15 protein-coding genes are annotated in these 17,315 nt (G+C 64.6%); 12 read left to right on the top strand and 3 right to left on the bottom strand.

The genetic code is table 11. The features are described 5' to 3' along the window. Window positions 1-94: 94 nt before the first annotated feature. Complete coding sequence (gene coq7, locus CR152_RS07060) at window positions 95-739, bottom strand: 2-polyprenyl-3-methyl-6-methoxy-1,4-benzoquinone monooxygenase (protein WP_099874278.1); 645 nt, start codon at window positions 737-739, stop codon at window positions 95-97. A gap of 30 nt (window positions 740-769) precedes the next feature. Continuing rightward, the gene (locus CR152_RS07055) at window positions 770-1,231 is read right to left on the bottom strand and encodes a hypothetical protein (RefSeq protein ID WP_099874277.1); all 462 of its coding nucleotides are present in this window, start codon (window positions 1,229-1,231) and stop codon (window positions 770-772) included. 99 nt (window positions 1,232-1,330) lie between these two features. Between CR152_RS07055 and CR152_RS07050 the strand changes: the two genes are divergently transcribed. The 12 genes from CR152_RS07050 to CR152_RS06990 all read left to right on the top strand — a co-directional run bounded on the left by CR152_RS07050 (window position 1,331) and on the right by CR152_RS06990 (window position 16,633). Then, window positions 1,331-2,110 carry an ABC transporter ATP-binding protein gene (locus CR152_RS07050; RefSeq protein WP_099874276.1) on the top strand — a complete coding sequence of 260 codons (780 nt, stop codon included), beginning with the start codon at window positions 1,331-1,333 and terminating at the stop codon, window positions 2,108-2,110. Window positions 2,111-2,113: 3 nt separating this feature from the next. Next, complete coding sequence (locus tag CR152_RS07045; protein ID WP_099874275.1) at window positions 2,114-3,310, top strand: ABC transporter permease; 1,197 nt, start codon at window positions 2,114-2,116, stop codon at window positions 3,308-3,310. Between the two features lie 634 nt (window positions 3,311-3,944). After that, complete coding sequence (locus CR152_RS07030) at window positions 3,945-4,835, top strand: ABC transporter ATP-binding protein (protein WP_099874272.1); 891 nt, start codon at window positions 3,945-3,947, stop codon at window positions 4,833-4,835. 11 nt (window positions 4,836-4,846) lie between these two features. Next, window positions 4,847-8,416 carry an ABC transporter permease/M1 family aminopeptidase gene (locus tag CR152_RS07025; RefSeq protein WP_099874271.1) on the top strand — a complete coding sequence of 1,190 codons (3,570 nt, stop codon included), beginning with the start codon at window positions 4,847-4,849 and terminating at the stop codon, window positions 8,414-8,416. 76 nt (window positions 8,417-8,492) lie between these two features. Further along, entirely contained in the window at window positions 8,493-8,738 is a 246-nt protein-coding gene (locus CR152_RS32740; RefSeq protein WP_157778366.1) for a hypothetical protein, read from the top strand. Between the two features lie 10 nt (window positions 8,739-8,748). Continuing rightward, window positions 8,749-9,180, top strand: a complete 432-nt coding sequence (locus CR152_RS07020; protein WP_099874270.1) for a type II toxin-antitoxin system YafO family toxin — start codon at window positions 8,749-8,751, stop codon at window positions 9,178-9,180. 213 nt (window positions 9,181-9,393) lie between these two features. Continuing rightward, entirely contained in the window at window positions 9,394-12,852 is a 3,459-nt protein-coding gene (locus tag CR152_RS07015) for a response regulator (protein WP_099874269.1), read from the top strand. After that, the gene (locus tag CR152_RS07010) at window positions 12,852-13,679 is read left to right on the top strand and encodes a CheR family methyltransferase (protein WP_099874268.1); all 828 of its coding nucleotides are present in this window, start codon (window positions 12,852-12,854) and stop codon (window positions 13,677-13,679) included. Before CR152_RS07015 ends, CR152_RS07010 begins: the two co-directional genes overlap by 1 nt. Beyond that, window positions 13,676-14,278: a chemotaxis protein CheB gene (locus CR152_RS07005; RefSeq protein WP_099874267.1), complete on the top strand. Its 603-nt coding sequence runs from the start codon at window positions 13,676-13,678 to the stop codon at window positions 14,276-14,278. The genes CR152_RS07010 and CR152_RS07005 overlap by 4 nt, the downstream gene beginning before the upstream one ends. Then, the gene (locus tag CR152_RS07000; RefSeq protein ID WP_099874266.1) at window positions 14,275-15,453 is read left to right on the top strand and encodes a hybrid sensor histidine kinase/response regulator; all 1,179 of its coding nucleotides are present in this window, start codon (window positions 14,275-14,277) and stop codon (window positions 15,451-15,453) included. Before CR152_RS07005 ends, CR152_RS07000 begins: the two co-directional genes overlap by 4 nt. After that, window positions 15,450-16,142: a hypothetical protein gene (locus CR152_RS06995; RefSeq protein WP_099874265.1), complete on the top strand. Its 693-nt coding sequence runs from the start codon at window positions 15,450-15,452 to the stop codon at window positions 16,140-16,142. Before CR152_RS07000 ends, CR152_RS06995 begins: the two co-directional genes overlap by 4 nt. Next, window positions 16,139-16,633 (top strand): hypothetical protein, encoded by a 495-nt coding sequence (locus CR152_RS06990; RefSeq protein ID WP_099874264.1) that lies wholly within the window; start codon window positions 16,139-16,141, stop codon window positions 16,631-16,633. The genes CR152_RS06995 and CR152_RS06990 overlap by 4 nt, the downstream gene beginning before the upstream one ends. Here the strand turns inward: CR152_RS06990 and CR152_RS06985 are convergent. Next, entirely contained in the window at window positions 16,630-17,238 is a 609-nt protein-coding gene (locus CR152_RS06985) for a TetR/AcrR family transcriptional regulator (RefSeq protein WP_099874263.1), read from the bottom strand. The two genes, CR152_RS06990 and CR152_RS06985, sit on opposite strands and share 4 nt — an antisense overlap. Between the last annotated feature and the right edge of the window lie 77 nt (window positions 17,239-17,315).

Below are 17,315 nucleotides of genomic sequence, written 5' to 3'. Positions count from 1 at the left end.
TCGTCCCCGCGCAGGCGGGGAGTCGTTTCTGCCAGTGGCAGGAACGACGGGTAAGTGGTGAACCAGGGCGTCAGCGGGAGCTCTTATGGCAGCATCAAACGTAATACGCCGTCGTCGTCATCACCTTCGCCATCGCACTCATCACGCCGCGCACCGGCAGCGGCACGTCCACCGCGCCCAGCGCCTGCGCCGCCGCGCCGTGCGCAATCTCGTCGACCCGCATCTGGTCCACGATCGCACGCGACTTGGCATCCTGCACCGGCAGCAAATCGAGATGGCTGTTCAGATGCGCCTCCACCTGGCGCTCGGTCTCGACCACGAACCCCAGGCTGCGCGCGTCGCCCAGTTGCGCCGCCACCGTGCCCAGTGCATACGCTCCCGCATACCACAAGGGATTGAGCAAACTCGGCTGCGACCCCAGCTCGGCCAGCCGCTGCGCCGTCCACGCCAGATGATCCTCTTCCTCGCGCCCCGCCTCGGCGAACTGCAGCCGCATCGCCTCGGTCTTGGCAAAGCGCGATTGCGAGTTGTACAGCGCTTGCGCGCACACTTCGCCCACGTGGTTGACCCGCATCAGGCCGGCGCTGCGGCGCTGTTCCGCTTCGTCGAGCTGGCCGTCATCGGCGTGCGCCGCCGGGGTCGGCCGCGATGCCGATGCCACGCCCGCGATCACGCGCAGGGCCTTGTCCATGCTGACGATCAGCTGGTCGAGTGGATTGATGGATCGTTGTGCTGACATACGCGCTGCCCCGGTAGCGATAAAACGCCATTATAGGACGTCCGGCCCGGGCGGGTCGCCAGCTGCGGCCTCGACCACGGCCGGGGCCGTCTGGCGTTCGATCCAGTCGAGCAGAGGTCCGGCGACATCGATGCCGGAGATGTTTTTCGCCACGCCCAGGTTCAGCTGCAGCAAAAATGGAATGGTGTCCGACGGCACGTCCGGACAATGCTCGGAAAACGCGGCAATGAAGCGCGGCGCGGACACCACCGGCACCACTTTCGCCCCGCTCATGAACTGCAGCACGCTGGTGATCGTGTGGCCCTTGCCGATGGTATGGTAGATGAACTGGTTGAAAGCGCGGTCGACCTTCTTGAAATCGATGGTGTCGGACGTCATCAGCCCGGCCAGGTAGTACAGGCCGAGGGTGACGCGGAAATACGCGGTCCATTCGGCCGCATTGCGCCCGCTGCCGGCGACGGCGAGTACTTTTTCTTTGATGGCACTGTCCATGGACCCATTATCCACATTTCCGGCCCGCTGTGGCGGCCTGCCGTGCTTGCGGCCGTGAATTTGTGCGTGCTACCCTCACGCTTTGAGAGAAGGAACCCGATGATCGAGGTGAAACACCTGGCCAAGCGCTTCGCCGCGACGGTACACAAGGAGCGGCGCGCCCGCCAGCGCGACGTGCGCGAGAGCGATGGCTGGTTCCATGCGGTGCGCGATGTCAGTTTCTCCTGCGCGCCCGGCGAAGTGCTGGGCCTGTTGGGCCCGAACGGGGCCGGCAAGACCACCACCCTGCGCATCCTGTCGACCGCGCTGCGCCCGGACGCCGGCAGCGCCTTCATCGACGATATCGATATCGTGGCCGATCCGATCCGGGCGCGCCAGCGGGTCGGCTTCCTGTCCGGCTCAACCGGCCTGTACGGGCGCCTGAGCGCGCGCGAGAACGTCGAGTACTTCGGGCGCCTGCACGGCATGGCCCCGGCCCGCCTCAAGCAGCGCTGCGACGCGCTGTTCGAGCAGCTCGACATGCACGCCTACGCCCACAAGCGCGCCGACGACCTATCGACCGGCATGAAGCAGAAGTGCGCGATCGCCCGCACCGTCGTGCACGAGCCGCAGGTGGTGATTCTGGACGAACCGACCACCGGGCTGGACGTGATGTCGGCGCGCGTGCTGCTCGAATTCATCGCCAGCTACAAGGCCCTGCGCATTCCCCTGATTTTTTCCACCCACCACCTGCACGAGGTCGAGAAGCTGTGCGACCGGGTCTGCATCATCAACCGCGGCCGCAGCGCCTTCAACGGCAGCGTCGCCGAGTTGCGCGAGCTGGGCGGCAGCCACGACCTGTACGACGCCTTCGTGCATGTCATCAAACAGGAAAACTGAACCATGTGGACCGTGTATCTCAAGGAATTGCTGGAGCTGCTGCGCGACCGCAAGACCTTCATCTTCACCCTGCTGCTGCCGATCGTCGCCATGCCGATGATCTTCGGCGGCCTGGGCTACCTGTCGTCGACCATTTTCAAGAAAGCCCAGCACAAGGAACTGAGCTACGCCCTGTTCGGCAAGGACAATGCGCCCGGGCTGAGCGAGCGCTTCGCGCGCGAAAAAGGCTTGCGCGAGGTGCCGCTGGCCAATCAGGACGCGATCAAGGCCGCCATCGATAACGACCGCATCACCTTTGCGATCGTGATACCCGACGGGTTCGAGGAGGCCATGGCGGCGCACCGCCAGGCCCGGGTGACGCTGCACTACAACAACGCGGTGGCGCTCGACATGACCCACAAGCGGGTGGCGGCCGTGATCGACGCGCACAACGGGGCGCTGCGCGAGCAGGCGCTGTCGGCCATGAACATGAGCCGCGCGGAGCTGCGCTTTGCCCTTAATCCGATCGAACTGGAAGAACTGTCGACCGCCGGCACGCGCGAGCGCATGGGTGCGCTGGTGGGGGGCTTTTTGCCCTACATTTTGCTGATGGTGTGCCTGATGGCGGCGATGTACCCGGCCATCGACCTTGGCGCCGGCGAGAAGGAGCGCGGCACGCTCGAAACCTTGCTGCTGGCGCCGATTGCGCGCACCTCGCTGGTGCTGGCCAAGTTCCTGGTGTTGTTTACCGTGGGATTGACCTCGGCGCTGCTGATGGTGGCCAGCATGGGTTTGCTGCTGGCCTTGTTCGGCGGCTCGCTCGAAGGCGGCCTGGCGCAGATGGTGCGTGCGATCGGCGCGCGCGACCTGGCCATGGTGGCGCTGATGCTGGTGCCGACGGCCGCCATCTTCGCCTCGATCCTGCTGTCGATTTCGATCTACGCCAAGAGCTACAAGGAGGCGTCGGGCATGATTTCGCCGCTGATGATGCTGCTGATCGTGCCGATTGTCGTGGCCATGCTGCCGGGGGTGGAGCTGAACTGGTTCTGGTCGATGGTGCCGCTGACCAATGTGTCGCTGGCGATGAAGGAACTGGTGAAGGGAACCATGGATTACCGCATGTTTTCGGCCATTTTGCTGTCCACCACACTGATCGCGGGGGCGTTGCTGGCGTGGTGCCGCTGGTGGTTCAACCGGGAGGATGTGTTGTTTCGGAGTTAAGTTGGCCACGAACGCTGAAGCCGTGATAGCCGCCTTTGAACCGCTAGCGGCCTCCCCCGTGGCTGGCCTTACCACCGTGGCTGGCCTTACCACCGTCGCAGGCCTCACCACCGTTGCAGGTCTCACCACCGTCGCAGGTCTCACCACCGTCGCAGGCCTCACCACCGTCGCAGGCCTCACCACCGTCGCAGGCCTCACCACCGTCGCAGGCCTCACCACCGTCGCTGGCCTCACCACCGTCGCCCCCGCGCAGGCGGGGGTCCAAGTTTGTCAGCTCAGTCATCGGCTGCGGAGCGAACTTGGACCCCCGCCTGCGCGGGGGAGACGGGCGGCTGGCGGGGGCTGGCGGCGGATGACGGACGGCGGGCGGCTGACGACGGATGACGGATGACGGACGGCGGACGGCGGACGGCGGACGGCGGACGGCGGACGGCGGGTGACTGGCGAATGCGACGGCCGACGGCCGACGGTACCCACTCATCCACTCCCCCATTTGTGCAATCTGAGCCCATCAAATTGCGGTGCATCGCAACGGGCGGGCCGTGGCGCGGTCAAATTTTATACAATGCAACTCTAGAAAGTGCGCTCAGCTATCCGCCAGGCGTACGTACAGCGACCGTATCAGGAGTCAGGCATGGAATTACGCATCAGGAATTTATCCAAGACATACGCCAATGGCGTAGTTGCCTTGGATAAAGTTACCCTCACCATCCCCAGCGGGATGTTCGGGCTGCTCGGCCCGAACGGGGCGGGCAAGTCGACCCTGATGCGCACCCTCGCCACCTTGCAGGAGTGCGACTCCGGTTCGGTCTTCTTCGGCGACCTCGACGTGCTCGACGACAAGGACGATATCCGCCGCCTGCTCGGCTACCTGCCCCAGGACTTCGGCCTGTACCCCAAAGTCACGGCCTACGAACTGCTCGACCATTTTGCCGTGCTCAAGGGCTTGTCGCACCGCGGCCGGCGCCGCGAAGTGGTCGACGGCCTGCTGCAGCAAACCAATCTGTTTGAAGTACGCAACCAGCGCCTGGGCACCTTTTCGGGCGGCATGCGCCAGCGCTTCGGCATTGCCCAGGCCCTGCTGGGCGACCCGCAGCTGATCATCGTCGACGAACCGACCGCCGGCCTCGACCCGCAGGAACGGGTGCGCTTCCATAACCTGCTCTCCGACATCGGCGACGACAAGACCGTGCTGCTGTCGACCCACATCGTGTCCGACGTATCCGATCTGTGCGCCAACATGGCCATCATCAACAAAGGCCACGTGCTGCTGTGCGGCGAGCCGCAAAAGCTGATCGACGATATCGACGGCCATATCTGGGCGCGCTTTGTCGCCAAGCACGAGCTGGCCCATTTCCAGAAAGAACACGCGGTGATCTCGACCCGCCTGCTGACCGGCCGCACCCTGATTCACGTGTACTCCGAGCAAGATCCGGGCGATGGCTTCGAGCCCGCCGCCGGCGACCTCGAGGATGTCTACTTCGCCACCATCGCCGGACGCCACGTCGCGGCCAGCAACTGTTGAAGGTGGCGTCCATGTTGGCAATTGCCCTGTTTGAAGCGCGCCAGCGGCTCAAGCTGCTATCGACCTGGGTCTACTTCGGCATGTTTTTCGCGCTGGCGATGCTGTGGATGGCCGCCGCCGGCGGCGTGTTCAAGGATGCCTACGTCACTTTCGGGGGGCGCCTGTTCATCAACTCCCCGCGCTCGATCGCGCTGACGGTGGCCTTCCTCGGCTGCCTGGGCGTGGTCGTGATGGCCGCCATGATGGGGCGCTCGGTGCAGCAGGATTTTGAATACGACATGCACCACTTCTTCTTCAGCGCGCCGATCGCCAAGCACGACTATGTGTTCGGGCGCTTTCTCGGGGCCGCGCTGACCCTAGCGGTGGTGTTTTCCAGCATCGTGCTAGGCGCCTGGCTGGGCACCTACATCCCCGGCATCGAAGCCGACCGGCTGGGCCCATCCGGGCCCTGGATGTACCTGCGGCCCTACCTGTTCGTGATTCTCCCCAACATCTTCATCTTCGGCGCGATTTTCTTCGTGCTGGCGGCCCTGACGCGGCGCATGCTGCCGGTATACGTGGCCAGCGTGGTGATGATGATCGGCTACATCGTCGCGCCCTCGCTGGCGCGCGACCTCGACTACAAGACCCTGGCCGCGCTGATCGATCCCTTCGGCACCACCGCCCTGATCCGCATCACCGAATACTGGACCATCGCCGAGCGCAACAGCCGCGCGATTGCCTTCGAGGGTGTGGTCCTGTACAACCGCGCCCTGTGGTGCGGCTTCGCGCTGGTGGTGCTGCTGCTCGGTTACTGGCGCTTCCAGTTCACCGCCACGGCCGACAGCCGCCCGGCCGGGCGCGCCGAGGGAGAGGTCCCGCAGCGCCTCTCGCACAGCGCCATCGCCTCGCAGGAAACGCCGGACTTCCTGCAGCGCAGCCTGGCCCTGCTGCTGCTCAGGTCGAGCTGGCTTAACCTGCGCGAATCGGTCAAGGATGTCTACTTCGCCGTGATCGCCCTGGCCGGCGTGCTGGCCGTGTTCGGCGCCTCGCTCAACCTCGGTTCCATGTACGGCACCAATACCTATCCCGTCACCTACCAGGTGCTGGAACTGATCAGCGAGGCCTTCGCGCTGTTCATGCTGGTGGTAACCACCTTTTACGCGGGCGAACTGGTGTGGCGCGAACGCGAGGCGCGCGTGGCCCAGATGCTCGACGCCCTGCCGCTGCCGAGCTGGCTGCCGATGCTGGCCAAGCTGTTCGCCCTGATCGGCCTGCAAGTGCTGATGCTGGTGCTGGTGATGATCGCCGGCATGCTGATCCAGCTGTTCCGCGGCTATTTCGCCATCGACGTCGGCCTGTACCTGCAAACCCTGTTCCTGATCCATCTGCCCCAGTACGCGCTGCTGGCGGTGCTGGCGATCGCGCTGCAGGTGCTGATCAACCACAAGTACCTGGCGTACTTCGCGATGATTTTGTACTACTTCGCCACGCTCACCTTCAGTTCGCTCGGCCTCGATCATCCGATGCTGCTGTACGGCACCTCGCCATCCTTCATGTATTCCGACATGAACGGCTACGGCCACTTTTTGGTGCGCGAACGCTGGTTCGAGCTGTACTGGGGCGGCGCGGCGCTGATGCTGATGGTCGCCTCGCTGGTGTTCTGGCCGCGCGGCTGCAACGCCGAACTGGGCAGTCGCATCCAGCTGGCGCGCCGCAACCTGAGCCTGCCGGTGCTGGCCACCTTCGCGGCCGGGCTGGCGATCTTCGCCGGCAGCGGCGCCATCCTGTACTACAGCCTGCACATCGAAGGCGACTACCAGACCGCGTGGCAGAAAGACAACACGCGCGCCGAGTACGAGCTGCGCTACAAGAAATACGCGGCGCTGGCGCAGCCGCGCATCACCGGTGTCGACCTGAAAGTGGCGATCGTGCCCGAACAGCGCCGCCTGACCGTGACCGGCGTCTACCAGCTCGACAACAAGGGCACGGCGCCGATCACCCAGGTGTTCATCAGCCAGGACCGCCTGGCCACCAGCATGAAAGTGCGCTTCGGCCAGAAAATCACGCCGTTGATCACCGACCGCGAACGCGGCTTCTACGCCTACAAGCTGAGCACGCCTTTACTGCCGGGACAACGCATGCCGCTCGAATTCGACGTGGAATTCGAGGCGCGCGGGGTACTGGGCCTGGAGTCGGACACCCCGGTGCTGAGCAACGGCACCTTCTTCAACAATGGCCAGTTGCCGCGCATCGGCTACCAGCCGGCGCTCGAACTGGAAAACGACCGCGACCGCAAGCGCCACGGCCTGGCGCCGCATGCGCCGATGCGCTCGCCCGGCGACCCGGCCGGGCTGGCGAATAACTCGCTCCGCGTGGACGCCGACTGGATCAGCTTCAATGCCGTCATCAGCACCAGCCCGGACCAGGTGGCGATCGCCCCCGGCACCCTGGAAAAGGAATGGATGTCGGCCGGACGGCGCTACTTCCATTACCGCATGGACAAGCCGATCCTCAATTTCTATGCCTTCCAGTCGGCCCGCTACGAAGTGCGGCACGACCGCTGGCAGGATGTGTCGATCGACGTGTATTACCATCCGGGCCACGACTTCAACGTCGAGCGCATGATCCGCGGGGTCAAGGCCGCCCTGGAATACAACTCGAAGCATTTCAGCCCCTACCAGCACAAGGTGCTGCGCGTGGTCGAATTCCCGCGCTACGGCGCGTATGCGCAGTCGTTCCCGGGCACGGTGCCGTTTTCCGAAAGCATCGGCTTCATCGCGCGGGTCGACGACAACAATCCCAAGGATATCGACTACCCCTTCTACGTGGCGGCCCACGAAGTGGCGCACCAGTGGTGGGGCCACCAGCTGGTGGGCGCGAACACGCGCGGCAGCACGGTGCTGAGCGAAACCTTGTCCGAATATGCGGCGCTGATGGTGATGAAGCAGCAGGTCGGCCCCGAACGCATGCGCCGCTTCCTGCGCTACAACCTGGACAAGTACCTGATGGGACGGGCGCTGGAAACCAAGTACGAGCTGCCGCTGGCGCACAATGAAAACCAGGACTACATCCACTACCGCAAGGGCGCGCTGGCCATGTACTGGCTGCAGGACGTGCTGGGCGAAGACAAGATCAACGCCGTGCTGCACGAGCTGCTGACGCATCACGCCTTCCACGGCGCGCCGTATCCGAGCGTGCTGGCGCTGACCGACGCGCTGCGCCGCGCCACGCCGCCCGAGCATGCCTACCTGATCGACGACCTGTTCGAGCACATCGTCCTGTACGAGAACCGGGCCACGTCCGCCAGCGCGACCAAACGCGCGGACGGCAAGTACGAGGTGACTCTGCGCGCCAGCGCGCTCAAGCTGCGCGCCGGCAAACTTGGAGACGAGACGGAAGCGCCACTGAAAGACGTGATCGAGTTCGGCGTCGACGACAAGGATGGCAAGCCGTTGCTGCGCGAACGGCGCATCGTCGACAGCAATACCGTGAGCGTAACCATGGTCGTGGGCGCGCGACCGTACAAGGCGGGCATCGATCCGGACAACAAGCTGATCGACCGCAAGCCGGGGGACAATATGATCGAGGTGGAGCAGTAGCGCGCTGCCTTGGGCGGGAGGCATCAGTGGTAAACTACCTATCACCAGTGTCTTCCACGTTTCGCAGGAGAACAGGATGAAAACCACGCTGAAAAAAAAGCCACGCGGATCTGTCGCAACGTCGCCATCTGCCATCACCATTTCAATTGAAAATATCGCTGCAGATCGCGAAAATGCTGCAGCGTCACCCGACATTGAACCGCCTTTCCTTACGCCGGAGCAGTTGAAACTCCACCTGGCCCTTACTGCCGAGAACGGATTTTCGATGGAGGCTGCGTTAGCGCGCCTGGTCCAAAAGAAACAGGCAAAAACAAAGTCTTGAGACTTCGCCGATGAAGATCCATTTCGCCAGTGATCTTCATGAGCGACTCGCCTCGTTAGGCGTAGACCAGAGTGAACTCGTCAATGCAATCACAGAATGGAAAAACGATCCCGCCGGGCGACAAACCACGGTTTTCGGCAGAGACGTCGCCAATATGGGCTCCCGACATGTAAGACATGCACATATGGTGCCAGTCAACGACGCGGACAAATTGGCGCTGTGGAAAAAGACCTGGGCAAAGAACAGAAAACACAACAGCAACCAACATCAGCTAAGTGATCGTTACCTGATCTATGCGGACGGCGGCCGCTACGGCTATCTCATTATTGACATCATCAATGATCCCGGAGCCCACAAAGTATGGACAGCCAAATTCACGGCCGTGCGCGACATGTGGGAAGAGATTGCGTCAGACTTCGTTTGCCTCGGCAAAATACCTTAGCCGCACTCACCTCCACTTTTTCCACTCTGTGTGCCCGACGACGCGAGAGCCCGGAAGTTTTGCAACGGACCTGCGCCAAGCTTCTGCATTGCACAGTCCATCGTGACGCACACGAGGGAACAGCCTCCTAACACTTGTACCGGGTCCACCCCGAATCTTGCGCGACAAATATTTCTTTTCGTATAAACTTCCACCTTTTACGTGGAAGATCGCATGCCCAGCGTCAAAACGATGGACCAGACCGGCTTTCGCCGCATCCTCGCCCGCAACGTCGCGTTGCCACTGGCAATCGGCGTGGGCAGCGCCCTCATTTTCGTCGCCGTCATCACCTACCTGCTGTCGGTGCTCAGCATGGTCGAACACAGCGAAAAGGTCATCGGCCACGCCAATGAAGCGGCCAAGCTGTCGGTCGACCAGGAATCCGGCCTGCGCGGCTATTTGCTGAGCAACGACGAAGCCTTCCTCGCCCCCTACACCCTGTCCAAGGCGAAAACCGCCTCGACCATGGAATCGCTGACCAAGCTGGTGGCGGATAATCCGCCCCAGGTCGAGCGCCTGCGCCAGATCATGGCGATGCAGGACCAGTGGACCGAATACGCCAACAGCGCCATCGCGCTGCGGCGCGCCAATAACGACGTCATCACCCTGGTGCGCAGCGGACGAGGCAGGGTCGCTTTCGACGAAATCCGGAAGACGTTCGACGATTTTCTCGCGGTCGAGCAGCGCCTGCTGCAACAGCGTAACGAGTCCGCCCAGAGCGTCACGCGCTGGGGCGTGACCCTGTACCTGCTGGTCAGCCTGGTGCTGTCCGGCCTGCTGGCCTACTTCGGCCGCCGCGAACTGATGCGCCTGTCGGAAGTATTCGGCGACGCCATCGACCAGCACCGTACCCACGGCGAAGCGCTGGAACGACAGGCCTGGCTGCGCAGCGGCCAGACCCGGCTGGCCGAACGCAGCATCGGCCACAACAGCCTTTCCAGCCTTGGCCGCGCCTCCCTCGACTTCATGGCCGAATACACCGGCGCGGCCGTCGCCGCCCTGTACGCGCGCGACGAAGAGGGCAGCCTGCGCCGCGTCGCCGGTTACGGCATGAGCAAGGAAGAACTCCAGCGCGAGATCAGCTACGACGGCGCCGACACCCTGGTCGGCCAGGCGCTGCTGTCCAAACGCGCCATCGTGATGGGCAACCTGCCCGACCACTACCTGAAGGTCAGCTCCGGCATCGGCAGCGGCAGCCCGCGCCACCTGGTCTTGATCCCGGTCGACAATGACGGCGTGGCCAATGGCGTCATCGAATTCGGCTTCCTGAACGAGCCGCGCAAGCGTGACCTGGAATTTCTGGAACTGGTCGCACCGAACATCGGCCGCGCCATCGAAGCGGCCCTGGCGCGCCGCCGCCTGCAGGATGCGCTGGCCGAGACCCAGCAGCTCAATGAAGAACTCCAGGTGCAGCAGGAAGAACTGCGTACCGCCAACGAGGAACTCGAAGAGCAGTCGCGCGTGCTGGAAGAATCGCAGACCATCCTCGAAAACCAGAAGGCGGAGCTGGAACAGACCAACGAACGCCTGGCCGAACAGGCCAACGCGCTCGATGAAAAGAACAGCGCCCTGGGCGTCATCCAGCACGAGCTGGAAGAGCGCGCGCTCGACCTGCAGCGCGCCAGCAAATACAAGTCCGAGTTCCTGGCCAATATGTCGCACGAACTGCGCACGCCCCTCAACAGCTCCCTGATCCTGTCCAAGCTGCTCTCCGAGAACGCCCGGGGCAATCTCGAACCGGAGCAGATCCAGTTCGCCAACACCATCTACGCGGCCGGCAACGACCTGCTCAACCTGATCAACGATATTCTCGACATCTCCAAGGTCGAAGCGGGCAAGCTCGAACTGGCGCCCGAAGACATCGCCCTGTCCGAGCTGACCGACACCATGAACCACACCTTCGGGCCGCTGGCCGGCCAGAAGCAGCTCACCTTTACCGCCGCCGTCGAGGCGGGCGCTCCGCTCACGCTGCACAGCGACGGCCAGCGCCTGCAGCAGATTCTCAAGAACCTGCTGTCGAATGCAATCAAGTTCACCGATGCCGGCCAGGTATCGCTGACCATCGAAGCGCGCCCGGACGGCATGCTGGCTTTTGTGGTGCGCGATTCGGGCATCGGCATCGCGCCCGACCAGCACGCGATCATCTTCGAAGCGTTCCGCCAGGCCGACGGCACCACCAGCCGCCGCTACGGCGGCACTGGCCTGGGCCTGTCGATCTCGCGCGACCTGGCGGCCCTGCTGGGCGGCTCGATCGCGATTGCCAGCTCGCCCGGCAAGGGCAGCACCTTCACCCTGCTGCTGCCGCCCACCCTGCCGGCCGGCACGCCGGGCATGCCCGACGCCGCCACGCCGGCCGCACCGCGCGCCGCCCTGGCGCCGCCGGCGGCGCCGGCATCGGCCCTGCGCGCGCCGGTGTTCGCCGATGACCGCGAGCGCACCGTCGCCGGCGGGCGCACCGTGCTGGTGATCGAAGACGATGTTTCCTTCGCGCGCATCCTGTTCGACCTGGCGCACGAAATGCACTACCGCTGCCTGGTGGCGCACAGCGCCGCCGACGGCCTGCAGGCCGCGGACGACTTCCTGCCCGACGCCATCCTGCTCGACCTGGGACTTCCCGACGGCTCGGGCCTGGACGTGCTGCAAAAGCTCAAGGACAATCCGCGCGCGCGCCACATCCCGGTGCACATCGTCTCGGCCAACGACCGCGCCGAAGCCGCGCTGCAACTGGGCGCGATCGGTTACGTGATCAAGCCGGCCACGCGCGACCGCCTCAAGGAAGTATTCCGCACGCTCGAAGGCAAATTCACCCAGAAGCTCAAACGCGTGCTGCTGGTCGAAGACGACGAGCGCCAGCGCCAGAGCGTGGTCCATCTGATCGACGACGCCGACGTCGAGATCACCGCGGTGGCCACCGGCGGCGAAGCCTTCGCGCTGCTGCAGGCCAGCGTCTACGACTGCATGATCATCGACCTGAAACTGCCCGACATGCAGGGCCACGAACTGCTGCGCAAGATGGCGGCCGAGGAAATCGTCTCGTTCCCGCCGGTGATCGTCTACACCGGCCGCAACCTCACGCGCGCGGAGGAAGCCGAGCTGCTGAAGTATTCGCGCTCGATCATCATCAAGGGCGCGCGTTCGCCCGAACGCCTGCTCGACGAAGTCACCCTGTTCCTGCACAAGGTCGAGTCGCAGATGTCGGCCGAGCGTCAGAGCATGCTCAAAACGGTGCGCAGCCGCGACCGCGTGTTCGATGGCCGCCGCATCCTGCTGGTGGACGACGACGTGCGCAACATCTTCTCGCTCACCAGCGCGCTGGAACAGAAAGGCATCACGGTCGAAGTGGGCCGCAACGGCTTCGAGGCGCTCGAACGGCTCGACCAGATCCCCGATATGGACCTTGTGCTGATGGATGTGATGATGCCGGGGATGGATGGCCTGGAAGCGACGCGCCGCCTGCGCGCCGACCCGCGCTTCGCCAAGCTGCCGGTGATCGCCATCACGGCCAAGGCCATGAAGGATGACCAGGAACAGTGCATGAAAGCCGGTGCGTCGGACTACCTGGCCAAGCCGATCGACCTTGACCGCCTGTACTCCCTGCTGCGCGTCTGGCTGCCGAGCATGGAGCGGCTCTGATGAATGCTCCGGACAGCATCACCATCGAGCTGCGCCTGCTGATGGAGGCGATTTACCTGAAATACAGCTACGACTTCCGCGATTACTCGGGCGCCTCGCAAAAGCGCCGCGTGCTGCACGCGCTGCACCAGATGGACTGCGCCAGCATCTCCGAACTGCAGTCGCGCGTGCTGCACGATCCGGACGCGTTCATGCAGCTGCTGCAGTACCTGACGATTCCGACCAGCGAGATGTTCCGCGACCCCGCCTACTTCCAGGCGCTGCGCGAGCACGTGATGCCGCACCTCTCCACCTACCCCTCGCTGAAGATCTGGATCGCCGGCTGCAGCACCGGCGAGGAAATCTACTCGATGGCGATCTTGCTGAAGGAAGAAGGGCTGCTGGAGCGCTCCATCATCTACGCCACCGACATCAACCCGCATTCGCTCGACCGCGCGCGCAAGGGCGTGTTCGCGCTCGACCGCATGCGCGCCTACACCGCCAGCTACCAGATGGCCGGCGGACGCGCCGCGTTCTCCGACTACTACACGGCCGCCTACGACGGCGCCCTGTTCGACCGCAGCCTGGTGGACAATGTCATCTTCGCCGACCATAGCCTGGCGACCGACAGCGTGTTCTCCGAAACCCACTTAATCAGCTGCCGCAACGTGATGATCTACTTTAACCGCAAGCTGCAGGACCGCGCGCTTGGCCTGTTCCACGAGTCGCTGTGCCATCGCGGCTTTCTTGGCCTGGGCAGCAAGGAGAGCCTCGATTTTTCGGCGCACGCGGACGCTTTCGAACCGCTGGTCAAGTCCGAGCGCGTGTTTCGCAAGGTGGCCCCATGAACGCCGTCCATGACGCGCTGCTGGCCGGGCGCAAGATCGACGCCGTGGTGATCGGCGCCTCGGCCGGCGGCATTGACGCGCTCCTGCGCATTTTGCCGGCGCTACCGCGCAGCTTCGGCTTTTCGGTGACCGTGGTGCTGCACCTGCCGGACGACCGCGACAGCCGCCTGGCCGAAGTTTTCCAGCAGCGCCTGGCGATGCCGGTGCGCCAGGCCGACGACAAAATGCCGCTGGAGGCAGGCACCGTCTATTTCGCCCCGCCCGGCTACCACCTGTCGATAGAACGCGACCTGAGTTTTTCGCTCAGCCAGGAAGACCCGGTGCATTTTTCGCGCCCGGCCATCGACCTGCTGATGGAATCGGCCGCCGACGCCTACGGCAAGCGCCTGGCCGGCATCCTGCTCACCGGCGCCAGCGCCGATGGCGCCGCCGGCATGGCGCGCATTGCCGCCTGCGGCGGCCTGACCGTGGTGCAGGACCCGCTCGACGCCGAGATTGCGACCATGCCCCTGGCCGCGATCCGGCTGCGCGCACCCGACGCAGTGCTGTCCGTGCCCGCCATCGGCGCGCTGATGGCCGCGATGAAGGAGACCCAATGAAGAGCGACCAACAAAAAATCAAGCTCCTGATCGTCGACGACCTGCCCGAGAACCTGCTCGCGCTGAGCAAGATCATCGAACAGGAAGACCGCATCGTCTACCAGGCCAATTCGGGCGAGGCGGCGCTGTCGCTGCTGCTCGAACACGACTTCGCGCTGGCGATCCTCGACGTGATGATGCCCGGGATGGACGGCATCGAACTGGCGGAACTGATGCGCGGCACCGAACGCACGCGCAACGTGCCGATCGTGTTCGTCAGCGCGGCCGGGCGCGAACTCAATTACGCCTTCAAGGGCTACGAGACGGGCGCCGTCGACTTCCTCTACAAGCCGCTCGACATCGCGGCCGTCAAGAGCAAGGTCAATGTGTTCGTGGCCCTGTGCCAGCAGCGCAATGAGGTCAAGCGCCAGGTGGCCGAACTGGAAGAGAGCCGGCGCGAGCTGCGCGCCACCCAGGTCGAACTGGAACGCTCGCTCAAGATGCGCGACGACTTCATGTCGATGGTCGCGCACGAACTGCGCACGCCGCTCAACACCCTGTTCCTGGAAACCCAGTTGCGCGGCATGCAGCTCGACAAGGGCAATATGGCCGTCTTCAACGAAGAGAACATGCGCAAGATGGTGGCGCGCGACGGCCGCCAGATCCAGAGCATGATCCGCCTGATCAACGACATGGTCGATGTCTCGCGCATCCGCAGCGGCAAGCTGTCGATCCGCCCGGCCGAAACCGAGCTGTCGGCCCTGCTGGCGCGCATCGTCAGCGACCTGGCGCAGCGCACCGAGGCGGCCGGCGGCACCATCGAGCTGCACGCGCCGGAGCCGGTGGCGGGCGTGTGGGACGAGTTCCGGGTCGAGCAGATCATCATCAACCTGCTCACCAACGCGCTGCGCTATGGCGGCAGCAAACCCGTGAAAATCAGCCTGGATGCGCGCGACGGCTACGCCATCATCGTGGTGCGCGACCAGGGCGTGGGCATCGCGCCCGAAGACCAGCTGCGCATCTTCGCGCCGTTCGAGCGGGCCGGCACCAAGGACGTGCGCGAGGGCCTCGGCCTCGGCTTGTACATTGCGCGCCAGCTGGCCGAGTCGCATGACGGCACGCTCGAGGTCGAGAGCGCGCCGAACCAGGGTGCGGCCTTCCGCCTTACCCTGCCATTGAGCGGATCGCACGCATGAACGCGCGCCGATTCGTACTGCGCGGGGTTGGCGCCATGGCGCTGTTCGCGTGCATCGGACGCGCCGCCGCATCGCGCCACGAAGCGAGCTACGGCCAGCACGGCATGGTCTTGTTCGGCGGCGCCGATGGCCTGTATGCCTCGCACCTGCCGATGATGCATGCGCCGCACGACCGCCAAGTGATCCTGCAAATCCACTTGGCCGATAAGGCGCTCGATGCGGCGCTGCGGCGCCGGCTCGATGGTAAAACCGCGCTGTGGACCATCGCTCCCGAGAACTTTGAACTGGACCGGCTGGCGCCGGACAGCGCCAACCCGCTGCGCGCCTTCAAGGCCGACCTGGTGCAGGGCCACTTCGAGCGTGGCGGCGTTACCCGGCACAAAGGGACATCGATCGTGGTCGACAAGGTTCTGCAGTTCCGGCCCCTGCTGCCCCGCTTCGCGGCCAGCACCACGGCGCGCTACCTGCAGGTGGGCGGCGGCGCCGCGCGCTTCCTGGTCAAGCAGATCGACAGCCGGCCCGACTTCGACCATATCGTCGCGTTCAGCACACGCCCCGACGCGCCCACCGATCCGGTCGAGGTGCCGAAAAAGGCGCTTGAGGAAACGACGGCCGCCGTCCTGGCGCGCCAGCTGATTGGCGCCCGCATCATCGGCACCATCTACTTCGACAAGGCCGACCTGACATGACGGTGCCGCGCGAGTACGTCGGCCTGTGGCGGCGCGAAGGCATCTGGCGCAGCGACGGCAGCAGCGATACCACGACACTGGTGCTGTGGTTCCAGTCGGCGCGCTGGCACATCGACTCGCGCGGCTTTGCCGGTACCACCGTGGTGGAAGGGGCGCGCTGCGAATGGCATCCAAAGATCGCCTTTCCCGCGCTCGGTCCCGGTATCGACGCAGGCATCATGCGCTTTGAAGGCGCGGACAAGGTCGAAGAAATTGGCGTTGATGGCAGCTACCGCGAGCTGTGGGTGCGCATCGATGCCGGCCCGGTGCGCGCGCAGCGATTGGAGCGCGATGATGGCGCGCTGGCCTGGCTGATGACAGGCGCCGGATGGATCGCGTGGACGCACGGCCATCCCGGCGACATGGCGCAATTCAGCATCGCCCGGGGCGAGGCGGCGGCGCTGCCGCCGGCGGCCGGAAGCGGCTGGCACCTGAGCGCCACCGACGACTAGGCCGGCGGCTCGGCGTCGATAAAGCGGCGCACCAGTTGCGCAGCCATCGGCGCCGCGTACCCCATCGGCATGCTGGCCGGCGCCGCGCTGGCCAGCTGGAAGGTCCCCTCCATCATGGCCAGCAGGGCCGCAGCCAGCGCGTGCGCGTTGGCCGTAATTTTCCCCTGTGCGGCCAGGCTGGCCGAGAGCAGCTCGCGCAGCAGCGCCATTTCGGTATCGACCGCGTGCTGGTAGGCCGCGCGCACCTCGGGCTGGCGCACCGCTTCGGCACCGATCACCACCCAGGCCGCGACGGCGCCCGGATCGGCGCCCTCCCCCAAACCAAGACGCGCGTCGATGTAGGCTTTCAGACGCTGGTCGGCGTCAAGCGTGTTCTGCGCCAACGCAAGGTAGCGCTGCTGCGCCGCCGCGGCCAGCGCCTTGACCAGCGCCAGCAAGATGTCGGCTTTGCTGTGAAAATGATAGTGCAGCAGGCCGGGAGTGAGATCCGCGCGCCGGGCAATGAGCACGATGGTGGCCTTTTCATAGCCATGCTCGGCCATCGTGTCCAGCAAGGCTTGCACGATCTGCGCGCGGCGCTGTTCCGAATTGGGCTTTCTCGACATGCGTGAATCACTTAAATTGGTTGAATGACCAAATTATACTTGTTTTCCCTGGCGTCTTTCGCTAACCTGACAATATT

The sequence above is a fragment of the Massilia violaceinigra genome, from assembly GCF_002752675.1.
Lineage (GTDB): Bacteria > Pseudomonadota > Gammaproteobacteria > Burkholderiales > Burkholderiaceae_D > Telluria_A > Telluria_A violaceinigra.
Note: the sequence above shows the minus strand (reverse complement) of the source record. Positions and strands in the feature narration are given on the sequence as shown.